18 protein-coding genes are annotated in these 18,298 nt (G+C 63.0%); 10 read left to right on the top strand and 8 right to left on the bottom strand.

Annotation, left to right across the window (positions count from 1 at the left end; all coding sequences use genetic code 11):
- Positions 1–152: 152 nt before the first annotated feature.
- Positions 153–455, top strand: coding sequence for a cytochrome c (locus LJE91_07260; protein ID MCG6868520.1), 303 nt, complete (start codon positions 153–155; stop codon positions 453–455).
- A gap of 90 nt (positions 456–545) precedes the next feature.
- Positions 546–1,535, top strand: a complete 990-nt coding sequence (locus LJE91_07255; GenBank protein ID MCG6868519.1) for a zinc-dependent alcohol dehydrogenase family protein — start codon at positions 546–548, stop codon at positions 1,533–1,535.
- A gap of 52 nt (positions 1,536–1,587) precedes the next feature.
- Here LJE91_07255 and LJE91_07250 read toward each other — a convergent pair whose 3' ends face one another.
- The 3 genes from LJE91_07250 to LJE91_07240 all read right to left on the bottom strand — a co-directional run bounded on the left by LJE91_07250 (position 1,588) and on the right by LJE91_07240 (position 4,268).
- The gene (locus tag LJE91_07250) at positions 1,588–2,265 is read right to left on the bottom strand and encodes a phosphoribosyltransferase (GenBank protein MCG6868518.1); all 678 of its coding nucleotides are present in this window, start codon (positions 2,263–2,265) and stop codon (positions 1,588–1,590) included.
- A 113-nt stretch (positions 2,266–2,378) separates the two neighbouring features.
- Positions 2,379–3,809 (bottom strand): RtcB family protein, encoded by a 1,431-nt coding sequence (locus LJE91_07245; protein ID MCG6868517.1) that lies wholly within the window; start codon positions 3,807–3,809, stop codon positions 2,379–2,381.
- A gap of 18 nt (positions 3,810–3,827) precedes the next feature.
- Positions 3,828–4,268: an archease gene (locus tag LJE91_07240; GenBank protein ID MCG6868516.1), complete on the bottom strand. Its 441-nt coding sequence runs from the start codon at positions 4,266–4,268 to the stop codon at positions 3,828–3,830.
- 194 nt (positions 4,269–4,462) lie between these two features.
- Between LJE91_07240 and LJE91_07235 the strand changes: the two genes are divergently transcribed.
- From LJE91_07235 to amrS, 3 genes are all read left to right on the top strand, one after another.
- Positions 4,463–7,096: an MMPL family transporter gene (locus LJE91_07235; protein ID MCG6868515.1), complete on the top strand. Its 2,634-nt coding sequence runs from the start codon at positions 4,463–4,465 to the stop codon at positions 7,094–7,096.
- Positions 7,097–7,439: 343 nt separating this feature from the next.
- Positions 7,440–8,261, top strand: a complete 822-nt coding sequence (locus LJE91_07230) for a class II glutamine amidotransferase (protein ID MCG6868514.1) — start codon at positions 7,440–7,442, stop codon at positions 8,259–8,261.
- Positions 8,262–8,399: 138 nt separating this feature from the next.
- Positions 8,400–9,521, top strand: coding sequence for an AmmeMemoRadiSam system radical SAM enzyme (gene amrS, locus LJE91_07225; protein ID MCG6868513.1), 1,122 nt, complete (start codon positions 8,400–8,402; stop codon positions 9,519–9,521).
- A gap of 25 nt (positions 9,522–9,546) precedes the next feature.
- Here the strand turns inward: amrS and LJE91_07220 are convergent, their stop codons facing one another.
- The 3 genes from LJE91_07220 to LJE91_07210 all read right to left on the bottom strand — a co-directional run bounded on the left by LJE91_07220 (position 9,547) and on the right by LJE91_07210 (position 11,804).
- A complete protein-coding gene (locus LJE91_07220) occupies positions 9,547–9,717 on the bottom strand; it encodes a hypothetical protein (GenBank protein ID MCG6868512.1) in 171 nt (56 codons plus the stop codon).
- Positions 9,718–10,043: 326 nt separating this feature from the next.
- Positions 10,044–11,159: an alanine dehydrogenase gene (ald, locus tag LJE91_07215; protein MCG6868511.1), complete on the bottom strand. Its 1,116-nt coding sequence runs from the start codon at positions 11,157–11,159 to the stop codon at positions 10,044–10,046.
- Between the two features lie 108 nt (positions 11,160–11,267).
- The gene (locus tag LJE91_07210; GenBank protein MCG6868510.1) at positions 11,268–11,804 is read right to left on the bottom strand and encodes an NUDIX hydrolase; all 537 of its coding nucleotides are present in this window, start codon (positions 11,802–11,804) and stop codon (positions 11,268–11,270) included.
- A 90-nt stretch (positions 11,805–11,894) separates the two neighbouring features.
- Here LJE91_07210 and LJE91_07205 point away from each other — a divergent pair, with 90 nt between their 5' ends.
- The 3 genes from LJE91_07205 (at position 11,895) to LJE91_07195 (ending at position 15,806) form a co-directional block, all read left to right on the top strand.
- A complete protein-coding gene (locus tag LJE91_07205) occupies positions 11,895–14,066 on the top strand; it encodes a PAS domain S-box protein (protein ID MCG6868509.1) in 2,172 nt (723 codons plus the stop codon).
- Positions 14,063–14,686 (top strand): response regulator, encoded by a 624-nt coding sequence (locus tag LJE91_07200; protein ID MCG6868508.1) that lies wholly within the window; start codon positions 14,063–14,065, stop codon positions 14,684–14,686. Before LJE91_07205 ends, LJE91_07200 begins: the two co-directional genes overlap by 4 nt.
- Positions 14,687–15,053: 367 nt before the next feature.
- Positions 15,054–15,806 (top strand): helix-turn-helix domain-containing protein, encoded by a 753-nt coding sequence (locus tag LJE91_07195; protein ID MCG6868507.1) that lies wholly within the window; start codon positions 15,054–15,056, stop codon positions 15,804–15,806.
- Positions 15,807–15,819: 13 nt separating this feature from the next.
- Here LJE91_07195 and LJE91_07190 read toward each other — a convergent pair whose 3' ends face one another.
- Positions 15,820–16,272: a host attachment protein gene (locus LJE91_07190; protein ID MCG6868506.1), complete on the bottom strand. Its 453-nt coding sequence runs from the start codon at positions 16,270–16,272 to the stop codon at positions 15,820–15,822.
- 86 nt (positions 16,273–16,358) lie between these two features.
- Positions 16,359–17,123 (bottom strand): helix-turn-helix domain-containing protein, encoded by a 765-nt coding sequence (locus LJE91_07185; GenBank protein ID MCG6868505.1) that lies wholly within the window; start codon positions 17,121–17,123, stop codon positions 16,359–16,361.
- Between the two features lie 236 nt (positions 17,124–17,359).
- Between LJE91_07185 and pdxH the strand changes: the two genes are divergently transcribed.
- Together pdxH and LJE91_07175 are read left to right on the top strand one after the other, a co-directional pair.
- Positions 17,360–17,944 (top strand): pyridoxamine 5'-phosphate oxidase, encoded by a 585-nt coding sequence (gene pdxH / locus LJE91_07180; protein ID MCG6868504.1) that lies wholly within the window; start codon positions 17,360–17,362, stop codon positions 17,942–17,944.
- A 102-nt stretch (positions 17,945–18,046) separates the two neighbouring features.
- The coding region (locus LJE91_07175; protein MCG6868503.1) for a sulfur globule protein CV1 at positions 18,047–18,298 on the top strand (252 nt) is incomplete at its 3' end.

Here is an 18,298-nt window from a genome sequence, read left to right as displayed (position 1 = left end):
ACCAGATCGCGCCGGATTTTCGTTCGTCATCAAGGCGCGACAACAGGCGCATAGTCGAACTATGTAACGGTTGTCGCAACACAGAGGACGGACGACAAAGACAAGCAGGATGGTATGTCATTTGACAGAAATCGCCTAAGGAGGACATGCTCATGACTCGGCTATCGGCAATGGCGGCAGGCCTGGCTCTGGTCGCCTCGCTGGCTTACGCCCCCCCCGGCGCTGCGCAGGATTTCCAGCGAGGCGGGCTGCTCTACGAGAACCACTGCAACCAATGCCATGAGGATCACGTGCACCAGCGGGGGGAGAGTCGTCTGCGCAGTCAGGCGGAGGTGCGCAAGTACGTGCAGATCTGGCAGGGGGAGTTGAACCTGCGCTGGTCGGACGGCGATATCGCCGACGTCCTCTTCTACCTGAACGAGCGTTACTACGGGTTTCCCCCAGCCGTCGATTGACGCCGGGAATGGGTGCGGGGTCGACGACCGGCGGCGAGGAGACGGGGCAACATGATTTCACGCAGAAATTCCGGTCACGGCTCCCGGGCGATGGTGCTGACCCGTGTGGACAGCCCCGATTTGTCCCTGGAGATTAGGGAGCCGCCCCGGCCGGGTCCGGGACAGGTCCTGTTGCGGGTGCTTGCCTGCGGGGTCTGCCGGACCGACCTGCACGTGGTCGACGGCGAACTGCCTGACATTCCTTACCCTGTCGTCCCGGGTCACGAGATCGTGGGACAGGTCGTGGAGAAGGGGGAGGGCGTCGATCACGCCCCCGGCGCACGTCTGGGCGTCCCCTGGCTAGGATTCACCTGCGGGAAATGCGGCTATTGCCGACGCGGTCAGGAGAATCTGTGCGATGCAGCGAGGTTTACCGGGTACCAGCTGGATGGCGGGTTCGCGGATCACGTTCTGGCGGATGCGCGCTATTGTTTCGCGATCGATTCCGCCTACGACGATGCGGAAGCCGCGCCGTTGCTATGCGCGGGACTCATCGGCTACCGGTCGCTGGTGAAGACCGGGGACGCCAAGCGACTCGGGATCTACGGATTCGGAGCGGCCGCGCACATCGTTGCGCAGGTCGCCGTTCATCAGGGGCGTAAGGTTTACGCGTTTACACGCCCGGGGGATGCGGCGGCGCAGGCATTCGCCCGACGGATGGGGGCGCTCTGGGCCGATGATTCCTCAAAGCGCCCGGACGTCGAACTGGACGCCGCCATCATCTTTGCCCCTGTGGGCGGCCTGGTGCCGGCGGCGTTGCGTGCGGTCCGCAAGGGTGGCGTGGTGGTCTGCGGCGGTATTCACATGAGCGATATCCCTGCGTTTCCCTATCGAATCCTGTGGGGCGAAAGGGAGATCAGATCCGTTGCCAATCTGACCAGACGGGACGCGAAGGAGTTTCTGGCCCTTGCTCCACAGGTTCCTGTGCGGACAGAGATCGAGCGGTTCGCGTTGGAAGACGCCAACGAGGCGCTGGACCGCTTACGCGAGGGCCGGCTCAGTGGTGCGGCCGTACTCGTCACTGACCGGACACCGGCCTGAGCCGGATTTCCCCAGCCGGAGCATCCGCGTGGTGCATTTGACAGAAATCGCCTTAGTGCACCGTATGCCTCCCCGGGCGGCGGCACAGATCGAGCGAGGATTTCTTGAGTAGGGCAGTGCATTCCTCGTCCCCGGGTGGAGATGCATCCTCGTACCACCGGGTCACCGAGATGAATGGGTCTGGGGTGTCGAGGCAGACGACCTCATCGGCGATCGCCTCGACCCGGTCGAGACCTTCGCGCGACGCGACGGGCGCGCAGACAACGACACGCGAGGCACCGCGCTTGCGAAGCGCGGTGACCGCGGCCTTCATCGAGGCGCCTGTCGCGATACCGTCCGTTACGACGAGCGAGGTCCTGTCTCGTATCGGCAGCGCGGGCCAGCCTTCACGGTACCGTTCTTCGCTGTGCTGCATGCGGGTCTGTTCTTCGGCCGCCACGGTATCGATCACGAACTGGGAGATACCGAGCAATCGAACGATGTCCGCGTTCACCATGCGCATACCCCCCGTGGTGACGCTGCCCATCACCGCATCACGCATCCCCGGGACACCGAGGTTACGAACACTGATGACGTCCAGTGGCGCATGCAGGGCATGGGCGATCTCGTAACCGACAGGGATTCCCCCCGGTGGTTTGGCGAGCAACACGACGTCCTCGCGATCGGCGTAGGCAGAACACCTGCCGACCAGCAATCTGCCCGCTTGCCGTCTGTCTTTGAGTAGAGTCACTGCCCGGATACCTTGAGTTCGTGCGTTGACATTGGCAGAAGGTGCGGTCGAGCGGATTGATTCAGGTCAAAGGGACGCTGTATCTCCCGTGCCGGGTCCGGTCTGCAGTCGTCTCAGCCCTTGACACACACCAGTGGCCGGCACCTGGCCACCTTGCGGGCCAGGCCGGCAGCCTCGGCCGCGTCCACGACGGCGTCGACATCCTTGTAGGCGCCTGGCGCCTCCTCGGCTACGCCGCGCTCGGAGGGGCTGCGCACAATGATGCCCTCCTTCGCGAGCGACCTGACGATTTGTTTCCCCTGCCAGAGCCGGCTGGCGCGCCTGCGGCTCATGTTTCGCCCGGCGCCGTGGCAGGCCGAAGACCAGGAGCGGTCCCCGGAAGCGATCGTCCCCACCAGGATGTGGGAACCGGTGCCCATGGAGCCGCCGATGAGGACCGGCTGACCGATATCCCGCAGCCAGGCCGGGATATCGGGATGGCCCGGTCCGAAGGCGCGCGTCGCGCCCTTGCGGTGGACGAACAGGGTGCGGGGGATCCCGTCGACCCGGTGCGTCTCCTCCTTGCAGGTGTTGTGGGAGACGTCGTAGAGCAATTTCAGCCTGCACCCGGGAAACAGGGCCGCGAACACACCTCGTACCAGCTCGCTGAGTATCTGGCGGTTGGCCAGGGCACAGTTGATCGCCGCGCGCATCGCCCCCAGATACCGCTCACCCATCTCCGATCTCAGTGGTGCGCAGGCCAGTTCCCGTTCGGGTAGATCGATGCCCATCGCGGGGGCCGCGGCTACCATTTCGGTGAGAAACTCGGTGCCGATCTGGTGTCCGAGACCGCGGGATCCGCTGTGAATCGAGACCACCACGCCTCCCAGGTCGAGCCCGAACGCGTGCGCCGTCGCCTCGTCGAAGATCTCCGAGATCTCCTGGACCTCGGCGTAGTGGTTTCCGGAGCCGAGCGTGCCCATCTCGTTGCGTTGCCTGCGTCTGGCGCGATCGGACACACAGTCCGGTCGGGCACCGGCCATGCGTCCGGTCTCCTCGATGCGCTCGAGATCGCTCTCCTCACCCCAGCCCTGCGCGATGGCCCAGCGGGCGCCGCCTTTCAGCATGGCGTCCATTTCCCTGTCGTTCAGGCTGATGCGGCCGGTTGCGCCAAGTCCCGCCGGAATGTCCCGATAGAGCCGCTCGACCAGCCGTGTTTTGATCGGTTCGACGTCACGGCGCGTGAGCCCGGTCGTGAGGGTTCGTACCCCGCAGGAGATGTCGAATCCTACACCGCCCGCCGAGACGACTCCGCCCTCGTCGGGGTCGAATGCCGCGACGCCGCCGATCGGAAAGCCGTAACCCCAGTGGGCGTCCGGCATGGTGTAGGAGGCACCGACGATTCCCGGCAGTCTCGCGACGTTGCAGGCCTGTTCACGAACCTTCTCGTCCATCCCTCTCAGCAGTGCCTCGTCTGCGTAGAAGATCGCCGGGACGCGCATGCCGCCATCGGGCTCAGCCAGCCAGCAGTTCGGGTCGATTTGTGTCAGTCCGGAGGTATCCATGGGTGGTGGTCCTGAAATTCAGACATCGATAACGCACTCGGCACTCCAGCTTTCACCCGTTCCACGTTCCACCCGCAGGCCTGTCAGTGTGGCCCCCTTGGGTTCGGTGGCGGGACGGTGGCGATCCCGGTCGATCGCTTCGCCGCGGACCCGGGCATCCAGCACGCCATCGGTTATCGTCACCCGGAAGCATCCGAAGAGCATCTTGCGTGTCGCGCTTTCGAAGACCAGCTCGTTCAGCCATTCCACCAGCAACAGGTCCAGCTCGGGCGATTCGCAATGAACGTCCAGCGTTTCAGCGCAGCGCACGCGCTGCGGGTCGCAGACCACCGCGGTTAGCGCGAGCGCGGCCTGCTCGAAGGCCTCGGCGACGCTACCCCCCCACCCCTTAACACCGATGTCGGCATCGTGGTGAAGGTGCTCCCAGTGCGCGGTGTGCGAGCCTTTTCGCGTCTCCATATATACCTTAAAGTCCAAAATCACCGGACCCGCAAGGCAATCCCCCGTATTCCCGGCGCGGCCGCTACCTGAATACCCGGTCCCTTGGTGTCCGAGTGGTATGATCCGCTGCGTGATATCGCTCCCGCTCCCCGGTTTCCCGTTTGGATGAAGGTACTGACAGCGTAACCTTGGTCACCCGATTCGACAGATTCATGACGTGGTGGACGGACCGTGTCGCGCGGCGCAGGTGGTGGGTGGTGGTCACGGTGCTGTGCCTGGCGTTCGCATCGGCCTGGTACAGCGTCAGGAATCTCAGCATTAATACGGATACGGTGAACATGCTGTCCCCGGAATTGCCGTTCCGGGTCACCTACGAGTCATACAAGGCGGCGTTTCCCCAATACATCGGCACCTTCCTCGTCGTCGTGGACGGCCCGACACCCGAGTCGGTCCGCGGTGCCACCCGCCGGCTGGTGGAGCGTCTGAAGCGGGACAAGGCACGTTTCCTCTCCGTCTTCGCCCCGGGCGGGTTTCCCTTCTTCGAGCGCAACGGCCTGCTGTATCTGGATGTCGGTGAGCTGGAGGACCACGCCGATGCGCTGGCGGCGATCCAGCCGTTTCTGGGCAGGCTGGTTCGCGACCAGAGTCTCAGGGGCCTGTCGGCGCTGCTGGTCACGGCGCTCGAGTCTGGAGATACGGCGGATGGGTTGGATCTGGGCCCGATCCTGGCGGAGCTGAATCATGCCATTGGCGTGAGTCTCGAGGACGGGTCGTACCGAATGTCCTGGCGTGAGTTGATGCAGGGCGGGACCACGAACGATGCGCCGAACCGGGAGTTTATCGTCGTCAAGCCCCGGCTGGATTACGGTCAACTGCTGCCTGGCGCGCCCGCGGTGGAGGCGGTACGGGATCTCGCCCGCGAGCTGGGCATCACGGCGGAAGATGGTGTGAGGGTGCGCATCACCGGGAAGGTCGCCCTGGAGTACGAGGAACTGCAGAGCGTCAGCCGGGGGGCCGGCCTGGCGGCGATCTCCGCACTCACGATGGTCATCATCGTGCTGATCGTCGGATTACGCTCGGTTGGACTGGTCGCCGTCACGCTCATAACGCTGATCACCGGACTGGTCCTCACGGCGGGGTTCGCCACCTTGACGGTCGGAGCGCTAAACACGATCTCGGTGGCCTTCGGCGTACTCTACATCGGTCTGGGTGTGGACTTCGCCATCCACCTCTGCCTGCGCCACCAGGAGTTGCGCGGTCAGGGGAGTGACAATGTGGCGGCGATCGAGACGGCGGCGCGGGACGTTGGCTGGTCGTTGCTGCTTTGCGCGCTGTCCACCGCGGTGGGGTTCTATGCCTTCATTCCCACGGCGTACTCCGGGGTGTCGGAACTGGGTCTGATCTCCGGCACCGGCATGTTAATCAGTCTGGTCACCAGTCTGACACTGCTGCCCGCCCTGCTTTGCATCCGGCCTTTTACCGCGCCGCGCCGCGTATCCGCGAAGACATCCCCACCCGCTCCCGCGTGGGGCGGCCTGGCTACGTTTCCGTATCGTCATTCACGGGGGGCTCGCTGGGGTGCGCTGGTTCTGGCCGCGGTGGGGGTCGCCACCTTGCCGTTCGCGAAATTCGATCACCATCCGATCAATCTCCGGGACCCGACAACGGAATCGGTCTCCACCTTTATCGACCTCGTGCGGACAGCCGACCGCCCGCCCTGGAACATCACCATTCTCGCCCCGGATGCCGCCGCGGCCGATGTACTCGCGGAACGGCTTCGGGGGCTTCCCGTCGTCAAGGATGCGACGACGTTCTCGGACCTGATCCCGGGCGAGCAGGGGGAGAAGCTGGAGATCGTCGAAGAGATGGCCTACCTCCTGGGCCCCGCGCTCAGCGGGGAGAATCGGGAAGCCCCGCCGGCGTTCGCCGACCGTGTTCGTGCGGTGGAGGATCTGAGGGCTGCGGCCATCGCCTGGCTCGACTCGGGGGCCATTCGGCCCTGGCGCCCCGGGTTGGAACGATTGGTTGGCAATCTCGACCGGTTGCTGGCGAAAATGCAAGGGGAGGACGAGGCGCGGGCGAACCGGCGTCTGGAACAGCTGGAAACCGGAATACTGGGCTACCTGCCCGAAAATCTGGACAGGCTGAAGAATTCGCTGCAGGCGACGCCCGTGACGGCGGGCGATCTTCCCGGGGAGATCTTCGAGCGCTGGGTCTCCCCCGACGGGGTGCAACGCGTCGTCGTCTATCCGTCCGAGGATATCAGTGACAGCGACGCGCTGCGGCGATTCGTCGAGGCGGTGCGGGCGGTCGACCCGGGGGCGACGGACATCCCGGTGCTCAATCTCGAGGCGGGCGATGCCGTGGTGTCAGCTTTCATGCAGGCGTTCGCCTGGGCGCTGGCGATCATCGTCATCCTGCTGGGTCTGTTCATGCGCAACGTCATGGACGTCGTCCTGGTGCTCGTGCCGCTGCTGTTGTCCGCTCTGCTGACCAGTGCGAGCCTGGTGCTGTTCGACGTGCCTTTCAACTTCGCCAACATTATCGCCCTGCCCCTGCTGCTGGGGATCGGTGTCGACAACGGGATCCACATGGTCCACCGGATGCGATTCGGGGTGCCCGGCGAGCCGAATGTCCTGCAGACGGCCACGGCCCGCGCAGTGCTCTTCAGCGGACTGACCACCATCGTGAGCTTCGGCAACCTGGCCTTTTCGAGTCATCCGGGCACCGCCAGTATGGGGGTGACCCTGACGCTGGGTGTGGTATTCACCCTGTTCGCGACGCTGATTATCCTGCCCGCGCTGCAGCCGCTTCGAGCGGAGGAGTTCACCCCCGCCGGCGGCTAATCCGGGTGAACCGTCGCGCGAAGCCTGTGGTTCAGGGAAAGTAGACGCGCAGTCCCAGGGCCAGGAGCGGCGTGTCGAGCGTGGCCCCCTGCGAGTGGCCGTCCAACTCGACGTCGGGTCTAAGGCGATTTCTGTCAAATGACATACCATCCTGCTTGTCTTTGTCGTCCGTCCTCTGTGTTGCGACAACCGTTCCGTAGTTCGACTATGCGCCTGTTGTCGTGCCTTGATGACGAACGAAAATCCGGCGCGATCTGGTATGTCATTTTCCGGCAATCGCCTAATGTCGAACCGCGTGCCCGTATACAATGACATCAACGACTGAAACACCTGGTCCTGCCTGATGTGTGAACTCTTTGGAATGAGCGCCCGTCTGCCCGCTACCGTGGGATTTTCCCTGGAGGAGTTCGCACGGCACGGCGGCGCGACGAACAACCACGAGGACGGTTGGGGAATCGCCTTCTTCGAGGGAAACGACGTGCAGGTGATCCGGGAAGCGAAGCCCGCGGCTCGAAGCGCGGCCTTGAGGTTTATCCGCACGCACGCCTACCGGAGCAAGCTGGTGATAGCGCACCTGCGCTACGCCACCGAGGGTGAACCTCGGCTGCACAATACGCAGCCTTTCTTCAGGGAACTCGGAGGCACTATGCACGCATTCGCGCACAACGGCGATCTCAAGGGGATCCGACAAAGCGGGGTGTTGCGTGGTGGCAGGCGCTTCCAGCCCCTGGGGGCCACCGATTCCGAATATGCATTCTGCTGCCTGATGCAGAAGATGGAGCCGATCTGGCAGGGAGAAGCGTATCCGACGCTTGAGATTCGCGAAGCGGTGGTTCGTGTATTCGCCGAATGGATTCGGGACATGGGGCCCGCCAACTTCATCTATTCTGACGGACTTGCGATGTTTGCTCACGGCCACAGACGGGAGTACGGTAATGGTAAGGGGTTCCGGCCGCCGGGGCTGTACTGCCTGCGCCGATGCTGTGACGCCCCCGCGCCAGGCGTCCGTCTGGCCGGGTTCAGCATGGAGGATGTCGGCGACCGGCAGCGGGTGGTGCTGGTCGCCAGCGTGCCCCTGAGCGACGAACCCTGGAGACCACTCGAGGAAGGCGAGATCCTCATATCCTGCGACGGCGGCGCGGAGGGATGCGCCTCGCCTGAGTAGTCGAATCGTGCCCCCGTTGTCCACAGGCGCGACGGCCCTTTCGCGCTATAGTTGTTTAGAGGAGTCCCGGTTTTTCGATCGCTGCCCTGTTGCCGATCCGATGTCCTCCTCGGCAACAGGGCAGGGAGGTTGGTACTCATGCCTGTGTTTGAAACGGTAACGCACGACGTGCGGCGGGTGGGTGAACCGGTCGATACGCGATACTGGCACACCCTGGATGACGGTCGAGTCCAGTGCGATGTCTGCCCGCGGTACTGCAAGCTTCGCGACGGGCAGCGGGGACTCTGCTTCGTCAGGGCCAACCAGGGTAACCGGATCGTCCTGACCACCTGGGGAAGATCCAGTGGCTACTGCGTCGACCCCATCGAAAAGAAACCGCTCAACCACTTCCTGCCCGGTACACCGGTGCTCTCCTTCGGCACTGCGGGCTGCAATCTGGCGTGTAAGTTCTGTCAGAACTGGGACATCAGCAAGTCCCGGGAGATCGACACCCTCGCCGACGAGGCGCCCCCGGAGAAGATCGCTCTGGCGGCGAGCAAACTCGGCTGCCGCAGTGTGGCGTATACCTACAACGACCCTGTCATCTTCATGGAATACGCGATCGATGTGGCCAGGGCGTGCCGTGAGTCCGGTATCCGGTCGGTTGCGGTGACCGCCGGTTACATGTGTGCGGAACCGCGGGTCGAGTTTTATCGCGCTATGGACGCCGCCAACGTGGACCTCAAGGCGTTTACCGAGTCTTTCTACTGGAAACTGACCGGCGGGCACCTGCAACCCGTACTTGACACGCTGGTGTATCTAAAACGCGAGACCGACGTCTGGTTCGAGATCACCAATCTAATCATACCGGGAGGGAATGACTCGGAGGCCGAGATTGAGGAAATGACGCAATGGGTGGTCGAAAATCTGGGGCCCGACGTCCCGATGCACTTTACCGCCTTTCACCCCGACTGGAAGATGCTCGGTACGCCCCCCACGCCCCCATCAACGCTGGGCATGGCGCGCCGGATCGCCAAAAAAAATGGGGTGCGCTACGCCTATACGGGCAATGTCCATGACATGGCCGGGGGAAGTACCTACTGCCACGCTTGTGGCGAGCGGCTGATCGCTCGGGACTGGTATGTGCTTTCCGGGTGGAACCTGACGGACGATGGACACTGCATGTCCTGTGGCGCTGTCTGCGCCGGGGTGTTCGACGGTTCCCCGGGCCAGTGGGGGGCCCGGAGAATGCCGGTGCGTCTGAGGGATTTCGCGGCCTGAGCCAGCCTTCCCTGTTTCGCGGGGTTCAGTCCCTGCAGCGAAACACCACGAGGTCGATATCGTCGTCCTGACGGTTCTCGATCTCGTTTTCGGGCGTGTTTACAGTGATGACCGGAACAATGCGAATCGGCTTTTCGCGCGGTGCGACCTCGCAACCTGACGGAACCGTTTCCTGAAAGAGTTCTTGTGAATTCATGCGACTCGACCTCGGACGTCGCGGAGCGAAGGATCGCCCCGTTGTAATTTCGATACAGTTCAATTCCCTTGTCGTCGGTCGTCTGCATGCCTGGCGGCCACAGAAGACGCGCTTGGAAATTTCCTTTTAGTTGCAGTTAATTATAGCGCTTCTGCGACGCATATCCACGCGCTATTATGGGTTTCGTCGGATCCTCTGTGCCACTCGTCACTGTTGCGTGAAAGCGACGATTGGCAAAATGGCACACCGGGGCGTCCGGAAAATCCTCCCTCAAGCCGTGGTGTCGAGGCTCCGCGAGACGGAACCGGAGGTCGCCGCCAGGGTCGTTACTGGAACGAGAAGTCCGTCACCGGGTGGTATCGCGGTTTCATGTCCAGGGCTTCCGCCACCGGTTCGCAGGTGATATAGCCCCGATAGGTGTTGAGGCCCCGGAGGAATCCGGGGTCAGAGGCGACGCCGCCCAGTCCCTGGTCCGCGAGTCGGGAAACGTAAGGGAACGTGGCGTTTCCGAGCGCGATCGTGGAGGTCCTCGGATAGGCCCCCGGCATGTTCGTGACGCAGTAGTGGATGACACCGTGACGTTCGTAAACGGGGTCGGAGTGGGAGGTGGGTCGAGAGGTCTCGATGCACCCTCCCTGATCGATACTTACATCGACGATGACCGCGCCGGTCGGCATCTCCCGGACCATGGATTCGGTGACGACGTGAGGTGCCTTGGCCCCATGAACGAGGACGGCACCGACGAGGAGGTCCGTGTCGCGGATCTCGCGGGCGATGGTCTCCGGTGTCGAGATCAGGAAGTGCAGATCGGGGGACACCTCACGCTTGAGTTTGGATTCCCGGTCGGCGAACTCGCCTGCTACATGGACTGTCGCGCCCAACCCTGCGGCGGTCGCCGCGGCGTGGCGTCCGACGACCCCGTCTCCGATGATAACGACCTTCCCGTGGGGTTCACCCATGATGCGGCCGAGCTGTACTCCCCGTCCGCGGTTGAATCGGGCGAGGTAGTAGGCCCCCATCAGCGTCGCCATGTTTCCCGCGATGGCGCTCATCGGCGCCAGCAACGGCAGCCTTCCGGAGCTGTCCTCGACCGTTTCATAGGCGATCGAGGTCGTGCTGCTGCGCAACAACGCCTCGGTCAGGGCGCGTGGTACGCCTGCGAGGTGGAAATAGGTAAACACGATCTGGCCCTGCAGATGCCCGTATTCGGACGGCATGGGTTCCTTGACTTTCAGCACGATGTCGGAATCCCAGGCGGTTGACGTATCGGTGATCTTCGCGCCGGCCGAGACATATTCTTCGTCAGGAAACCCTGAACCGACGCCGGCCCCGCATTCGACCCGTACCTCGTGGCCCGCGCTGGCCAGTCTGCGGGCGCCTTCCGGAGTCAGGGCGATTCGACTCTCTTTGTCCTTGATTTCCTTCGCGACGCCTATCTTCATTATTCCGCGCCCGTTAGCCCGTTGCCGTGACGTTCGAGGAGTATAACCACACGAGGCGCTACGATTAGCCGGTAGCGGCCACGGTCATCCCCGGCGGGAACCTGCGCTTCATCCGGACGAGGCGCGAAGCGCTTCGCGTGCCCGAAACAGTCCCGCCAGGGTCTTCGCATCCGAGATGCGGCCATTGGCCGCCCAGTCGAGTGCCTCCTGGAAAGGTACCCAGTGGGTTTCCAGGAACTCCTCGTCCTCCAGCGCCCGGTCCACGGGCGTCAGGTCGCGCGCCAGAAAAAGGTGGATAATTTCTGAGAACACACCGGGCGAGCTGGCCAGCGATCCCAGCGATCTCCAGCGACTCGCCTCTGCGCCTCCCTCCTCGCGCAGTTCGCGCCTTACGGTGAGTTCGGGATCCTCGCCTGGCGTGCGCCTGCCGGCAGGCAGTTCCCACAGGAATCCCCCGGTGACGTGACGGTACTGGTGGACAAGACAGACCCGATCTTCATCGTCCAGAGCGACGACGGCGGCCCCTCCCGGATGGCGCACGACCTCCAGGGGGAAGCACCGGCCATCCGGGAACCGCACCGTTTCCCTGCGAACCTCGATGACCTTACCCGTGTAGAGTGTTGTGTCCTGCAAGGTTGAATCCATGGATCGAAAGTCCTCGTGTGTGACGATCGCTGCGGCGTCCTGGGAGGGCCGGGCACGCAAGATTCCAGTTTATACTTTGCCCCGTATGTTATGGAACGATCCTTCATTCTCCCGTGTCGGGGGCAGACCCGGTACGGCCCGGTGGTTGCGCAGGCCGTGAGTCACGATGCCCGTTACGGCAGACTGTTCGTAGCGGCTGTCCTGGTGGCGCTCGGATTGACCCTTACATCGATTGTCATTCACGGCTTGATGCCGGCGCCCGGTCTCGCGGGTGTCGTCGCAGCCACGGTCGTTCCCGGAACCGTCGCCGCACTGCTGCTCGCCATTGTGATATCGCACCGCGATCCGATGCGAAACGCACTGGTGGACGAGGTCGCGGAACTGCGGAAGGAGTTGGCCCGGACGGCGGATCGGCGTCGCGAGAGCGAGTGGCAGCTGTCCCGGCTGTCGGTCGCGGTCGAGCAGGGTCCCAATGCCGTTATTATCACTGACCTGAACGGGCGCATCGAGTATGTTAACGAAAGCTTCACGAGGATCACCGGATACGGCGCGGACGAGGCGATCGGGCGGACGCCGGAAATCCTCAAGTCGGGTGAAACGCCCGAATCCGTCTACCGGGACATGTGGATGACGATCGGTGCCGGCGAGGTCTGGCGTGGTGTGTTGCGCAACCGTCGCAAAAGCGGCGAGCTCTACTGGGACTCGGTGTCCATCTCGCCGATTCGTGACGGTACCGGCGCGGGAGGCCGCTACCTCGCGATACAGACCGATGTCACCGAACAGGTAACAACCGAGCGGCAGCTGCGTGAGACGCGCAATCTGACCCGGGCGGTGGTGGATTCGGCGGCGGAAGGCATCGTGACCCTGGACAGCGACGGAATCGTCCTCACGTTCAACCGCGCCGCCGGGGCGATCTTCGGTTATTCGGAGAACGGGATGGCGGGAGAGAACCTCCGCGAGCTGCTTGACAGGGAGAACTCCTCCGATCCCCTCGAGCTGCCGGCGATCAGCGCCGAGAGTGCGTCGATTGATCTGGTCGGGCGGCGGGCGGATGGTTCCCGATTTCCACTGGAGGCCACCTTCAGCGAGTTTCAACAGGATGACCGACGGCTGTATGCCGTGATCCTGCGAGACGTGACCGAGCGCCGCGGCATGGAAGACGCGCTGCGCGGGGAGCGCAACTTTGTCAATGCGGTACTGGGGACCTCTGGCGCGCTGATCGTCGTGCTCGACCGGTCAGGGCGCGTCGAGCGTATCAACAAGGCCTGCGAGAAGACGACCGGCTATACCATTGAAGATGTGTGCGACCGTCCCTTCTGGGAGCTGGTGCCGGACGGGAGTGAGAGGGAGGTGGCGAGGCAGTTGCTGCTCGGTTCGGAAACCGAAAGCTTCCCATGCCACTTCGATGCCCGCTGCGGGAAAGGAGAGGCACCGTACAGGATGATCGCCTGGCACGGTACCGTCATCGAAGATATCGAGGGAGCGGTGGCGCATGTCGTGTTGACGGGGATCGACGATACCGATCGCAGGGCGGCCGAGGCGCGTGCTCGCGAGCGAGAGGCCGAACTCGCGCACATGGACCGGCTGAGCCTGACGGGAGAGATGGCGGCGGGTCTGGCGCATGAACTGAATCAGCCGCTGACTTCCATCTACACCTATGCCAAGGCGTGTCAGCGTATGCTCCGCGACGAACACGTCTCCCGAGAGACGCTTGGCGAGGTTCTCGCGCAAACGGCCCGCCGCGCCGAATACACCGGCGAGGTTATCCGACACTTCCGGGGATTCGTACGCAAGCGTCCGCCGGCGCGCCGCCCTGTCGACCTCGACCGGGTCATAGAGGAGGCGCTAGAATTCGTCTCGCCCCTCATTTGCAGTACCGGGATAACGGTCGTGCTGGAGTTGTCCACACCGCATTCGGAGGTCTGGGCGGACCCCGTGCAGATCGAACAGGTGTTGCTGAATCTGGTACGCAATGCCGTCGATGCGATGTCGGAACGCGAGGCGACGCGACGCCTGACGATCAGCTCGGTCGGGACGGACGCCGGACTGGTGGAGGTCTCGGTCATCGACACGGGGCCCGGGGTCTCGGCGGAACGACGGACGACCCTGTTCGAGCCGTTCGTCACCAGCAAGAAGGACGGCCTTGGTATGGGACTCGTGATCAGCCGCGGGATCGTCGAGAGTCATGGTGGCCGGCTCTGGTTGGACGAAGGGTGTGAAACGGGTGCGGCGTTCCGGTTCACGCTGCCGGAGAGGGAATGAGAACATCAAGTTCCCCCGTACCGGTCGTGTATGTCGTCGATGACGACCCGGACATATGTGCCTCGCTTTGCCTGTTGCTGGAGGCCGAGGGCCATATCGTACGTACCTTCGACTCGGCGGTCTCCTTTCTCGAGACATACGATGACGGCTGGACCGGGTGTCTGGTGCTGGACGTGCGCATGCCCGGCATGAGCGGTCTGGAACTGCAGCACGAGTTGCGCCGGCGGGGTATGGTGATGCCCATCATTTTCCTGACTGGGCACGGCGACGTGCCGATGGCCTCGAGGGCCTTTCGCTCGGGGGCGCTGGATTTTATCGAGAAGCCGTTCAGGGACGATGCCCTGCTCGAGCGCATCGACGATGCCCTGGAGCGCGACGCGGCGGAACGGATGGCGCGCGAGGTCGCATCGCGGGAACGCAAGTGCTACGAACGGTTGACCCCGCGGGAGAGAGAGGTCTTCGCGCTGGTCGTGGCAGGTAACTCGAACAAGGAAATCGCTCGTCTGCTCGGGATCAGCCACCGGACGATCGACGTCCACAGGGCCCGCGTGATGGAAAAGCTCGGAGCGCATACGCTCCCCGATCTCGTCATCAAGGCGGCGAAGTGCGGGATACGGTAGGCATTTCGCAAGGGTCCGATTGCGCGATTCGCACCGCCGTCAGAGAGAGGAGTCAGTAGGACTACTTAGGTATTCGAACCAATGTTTTCCTTCTTCCTCATGGGCGACACTGCAGCAGGCGGGAGGCAGTTCGCGGGATTGCGTGGCAGGGGTTGGCGGCGGAAGCGTACGATTCGGCGACGGTCCGGGATCGGATCAGCCCCGTCCGGAATGCGGTAGGGATCGAAACTGCAACGATGCACCACGGGAGAGCGGAGTATACTTGAGCGGCTGGTGACGGCGCTTCCCGGGGCGGTGTCGGAGGCGGTCGAGCCTCACCGGCGTGGCGATACAGCCCGATGCCATGATTGAAGCGGGGTAGGGTGTGATGGATGACACGCAGGCCTGTGTTCAGTGTCCCGCACAGCAGGTATGTCCCTGGGGTAACCTTGAGGCGGCGGATCGCAAGCGCTTGGCGCAGGTCATCAATCGGCCGGGAGTCTTTCGGGCCGGGCGGCGCCTGTATCATGCCGGGGAATCGTTACGGTCGCTGTTCATCCTGCGTTCCGGATGTGTCAAGACTTGGAATATTACCGACACAGGAGAGGAGTACGTCATCCGCTTCCACATGCCGGGGGACGTGCTCGGGCTGGGCAGCATCTGTAGCGGGGTCTACGACTGCAATGCCATGTCACTGGATACCTGCAGTCTGTGCGAATTACCGTATACGAAGTTTCAGCGCATGGCGGAGCGCGTACCCTCCCTCAACGTGGTCCTGCTGAAAATGATGAGCCGGGAGATCCAGGAAGAAGAACGCACCACGCTCTTGCGTGGTCACCGCAGTGCGCCGGCCAAGATCTCGGCCTTCCTGTGTCGCCTCGCCGACAGCTTCGCCTCCCGGGGGTTCTCGGGGAGCGAGTTCAATCTCTCGATGGGGCGGAGGGAGATCGCGGACTACCTTGGTCTGGCCCTGGAGACCGTGAGTCGTACCCTAACGCAGCTGGACAACGATGGCGCCCTGTCGGTCAAGGGCAGGCGCATTCTGGTAAGGGACAGGGAGCACCTGGAATCCCTTGCCAGGTGCGCGACCTTGCCGGATCCGGTCACCGGTGAAATGCCCGAGTTCGACACGCAAGGCTAGCGGTTCCGGGCGGTCAGGCACCGAGTTGGGGTAGTCGCTCGGGCAGGTGGGCTCGCAGCTCGGATGGGCCCATCTGGGTGATGTTCTTGTCGAGTTCCAGTGTGATCAGACGCGCCGTTTCGGTACTCATGTGCTTGCGCAAGAGGCCTAGCAGCGCGGGTGCCGCTACGATGATAAGCTGTTTCAGATCCCCGCTCTCCCGTCCCCGGTCGAGTCGCTGCGAGATGTCCCTGACGAAGGTTCCCGCCTCGTGCTCCTTGGCGCCGACGGTCTGCCCCATGGCGTGGCGGCCCTGACCGCCGCTGTCGAAGGCGCGTCCTGGCGAGTCGGAATTGATGTCGCTTTCATGCAGTCGGCCTTCGGGGTGAACGAGGGTTTCGATCTCTTTCAGTGGTCCGATAGGGTTCTCGGCCTCCAGGAGCCGAGCCCTCGTGCTGTCCGCTACCAAAACCCAGGTTGTTTTCATTTCTGGACTCCCAAGTTGTGCCGCTCGCGGCGTGGTTTGATACCTCGTTGAATCGATCAAGCCGGGGACAGGATCGGCCGGGGCGTTCACATCCGGTTTTCGATCGGGGCCTTCGCTTTCGATAACCTGCCTGCCTGTCGGGACATCGCGTCCCTGTCGAGAATTCGGAACTGTTTCCTTTCCATCGACAGCAGCCCCGCCTGCTGAAACCGCGAAAGGATCCGGCTGATAGTCTCCGGCTTGATGTTGAGGTAGTTGGCGATGTCCGCGCGGGACATCGGCACGGTGAATTCGGCGGAAGAGTAACCGTGATGACCGTGCCAGTCGGCGACGTTCAGCAGGAATCCCGCAACGCGTTCGTCGGCGTGCTTGGTCGTCAACATCACCTGGAATCGCGCACCGTCCACGATGGCCTGACTCATTTGTCGCATCATCTCGCGTTGCAGGTCGGGCAACTCGCGACACATCTGCGCGATGTAAGTGAACGGTAACGAGCAGGCGCTGGTCGTATCCACGGCGGTGGCACTGCGCGTGTAGGCTTCCTGCGCAATGCCATCGAAGCCGACGACATCCCCAGCCATATGGAAACCGATGATCTGCTCCGATCCGTCTTCGGTCTGAAGGCAGGTTTTGACGACTCCTGCCCGAATCACGAACAGCGACGACAATGGATCGCCCGGAAGATATAGGTTGTCACCGCGTTCGTAAACTTGTTGCCAGATACCGTGCTGCGCGGCATGATCGCCGTCGCGGATGTCGGAAAACATCCCGATCAGGCAGCCCTTACGATACGAGCAAAAACCGCAATCCCTGCGGGACTTCAGATGTGCGAGTTTCCGTCCGTTGGTCATCTATACACCCTGAATTGACGCCTCCGTGTCGGAGCAAATTGCGACGGCGGTATTCAACGACACGTTACCATGAGGCCACAAAAAAGGTAACCGGCGGACCGATTCGGTGATTTTGCTCACGGTTTCCGACCTCCCGCTTTGGCGTCTGTGCATGGTCCACGGGGGAAGCGGGTCGCCCCCCGGACTATAATCGGAGGGTAGGGGCCCCAGGTGGGGCGTGATTGCGGAGGTTCGGGGTGGAACTATACCGGGAAGCGATCGAGAGGATCGGGAACCTTCTGGATGAAGCAAAGAAGACCGACATTGCGGAGCCGGCCGCCGGTTCGCTATCGACGGCCGATCGTTCTGGACGACCCTCGGTGCGCACTGTCACCCTTTCCCGCATGGACGAGAGGGGATTCGCCTTCTACACCGATCGCCGCAGCCGCAAGGGCAGGGAACTGGCGGACAACCCGCGTGCCGCGCTCTGCTTCTACTGGCAACCGCTCGGCCAGCAGGTGATCGTCGAAGGACCCGTCGAGCCTGTGGAAGACGTTGAAGCGGATAGAGACTGGGAGGTTCGGCGGCGAGGCTGCCAGCTTGCGGCCTGGGCGTCGCCACAATCCAGTGTCCTCGAAGACCCGGCGGTGCTGGAGAAAACCGTTGCAGAAGTGAAGTCACGTTTCATGGACCGTGTCGTCCCCCGTCCCCGTGAGTGGGTCGGCTTCAGGCTCGTTCCTGACCGTATCGAGTTCTGGAGGTCCGGTTGGCGTCATCTGCACACCCGGGTGTGCTATGAAAGACAGGGCGACGCCTGGTCGCGCCGACTGCTCTATCCCTGAACGAAAACGCATTTGGAGTGTAATGGGACAGCGCTTGTTATAGAATTCACGGCGCCGGCAGTGCGGCATGCAATTCAATGAGAAACTGACACGGAGACATCCATGAAAAAACTAACCACATTTGCTTCGGCTGCCGCGATTGCAGCCGCAGCGGCGTTACCCATGCAGTCAGCTCAAGCCTGGTGGGGCGGTCCCGGCTGGGGTAATGGTAATGGTTCTGGCTGGGGTGACGGTTTCGGCGACATGTTCGGCGACATGGACTTCAGCATGCGCGGCAGTGGCAGCGGGCGCGGCTATGGCTCTGGCTATGGTCGTGGCTACGGATATGGTAACCCCTACTACGGCGGATACGGC

The sequence above is a fragment of the Gammaproteobacteria bacterium genome (genome assembly GCA_022340215.1).
Taxonomy (GTDB): Bacteria; Pseudomonadota; Gammaproteobacteria; order JAJDOJ01; family JAJDOJ01; genus JAJDOJ01.
This window is presented reverse-complemented; position numbering and strand designations above follow the sequence as displayed.

Bases quoted from the DNA above. Each gene is read 5' to 3' on its own strand.
- LJE91_07260 (MCG6868520.1), top strand. From the start codon at position 153: ATGACTCGGCTATCGGCAATGGCGGCAGGCCTGGCTCTGGTCGCCTCG.
- LJE91_07255 (MCG6868519.1), top strand. From the start codon at position 546: ATGGTGCTGACCCGTGTGGACAGCCCCGATTTGTCCCTGGAGATTAGG.
- LJE91_07245 (MCG6868517.1), bottom strand. From the start codon at position 3,809: ATGGATACCTCCGGACTGACACAAATCGACCCGAACTGCTGGCTGGCT.
- LJE91_07240 (MCG6868516.1), bottom strand. From the start codon at position 4,268: ATGGAGACGCGAAAAGGCTCGCACACCGCGCACTGGGAGCACCTTCAC.
- LJE91_07235 (MCG6868515.1), top strand. From the start codon at position 4,463: ATGACGTGGTGGACGGACCGTGTCGCGCGGCGCAGGTGGTGGGTGGTG.
- LJE91_07230 (MCG6868514.1), top strand. From the start codon at position 7,440: ATGTGTGAACTCTTTGGAATGAGCGCCCGTCTGCCCGCTACCGTGGGA.
- amrS (MCG6868513.1), top strand. From the start codon at position 8,400: ATGCCTGTGTTTGAAACGGTAACGCACGACGTGCGGCGGGTGGGTGAA.
- LJE91_07220 (MCG6868512.1), bottom strand. From the start codon at position 9,717: ATGAATTCACAAGAACTCTTTCAGGAAACGGTTCCGTCAGGTTGCGAG.
- ald (MCG6868511.1), bottom strand. From the start codon at position 11,159: ATGAAGATAGGCGTCGCGAAGGAAATCAAGGACAAAGAGAGTCGAATC.
- LJE91_07210 (MCG6868510.1), bottom strand. From the start codon at position 11,804: ATGGATTCAACCTTGCAGGACACAACACTCTACACGGGTAAGGTCATC.
- LJE91_07205 (MCG6868509.1), top strand. From the start codon at position 11,895: ATGGAACGATCCTTCATTCTCCCGTGTCGGGGGCAGACCCGGTACGGC.
- LJE91_07200 (MCG6868508.1), top strand. From the start codon at position 14,063: ATGAGAACATCAAGTTCCCCCGTACCGGTCGTGTATGTCGTCGATGAC.
- LJE91_07195 (MCG6868507.1), top strand. From the start codon at position 15,054: ATGGATGACACGCAGGCCTGTGTTCAGTGTCCCGCACAGCAGGTATGT.
- LJE91_07190 (MCG6868506.1), bottom strand. From the start codon at position 16,272: ATGAAAACAACCTGGGTTTTGGTAGCGGACAGCACGAGGGCTCGGCTC.
- LJE91_07185 (MCG6868505.1), bottom strand. From the start codon at position 17,123: ATGACCAACGGACGGAAACTCGCACATCTGAAGTCCCGCAGGGATTGC.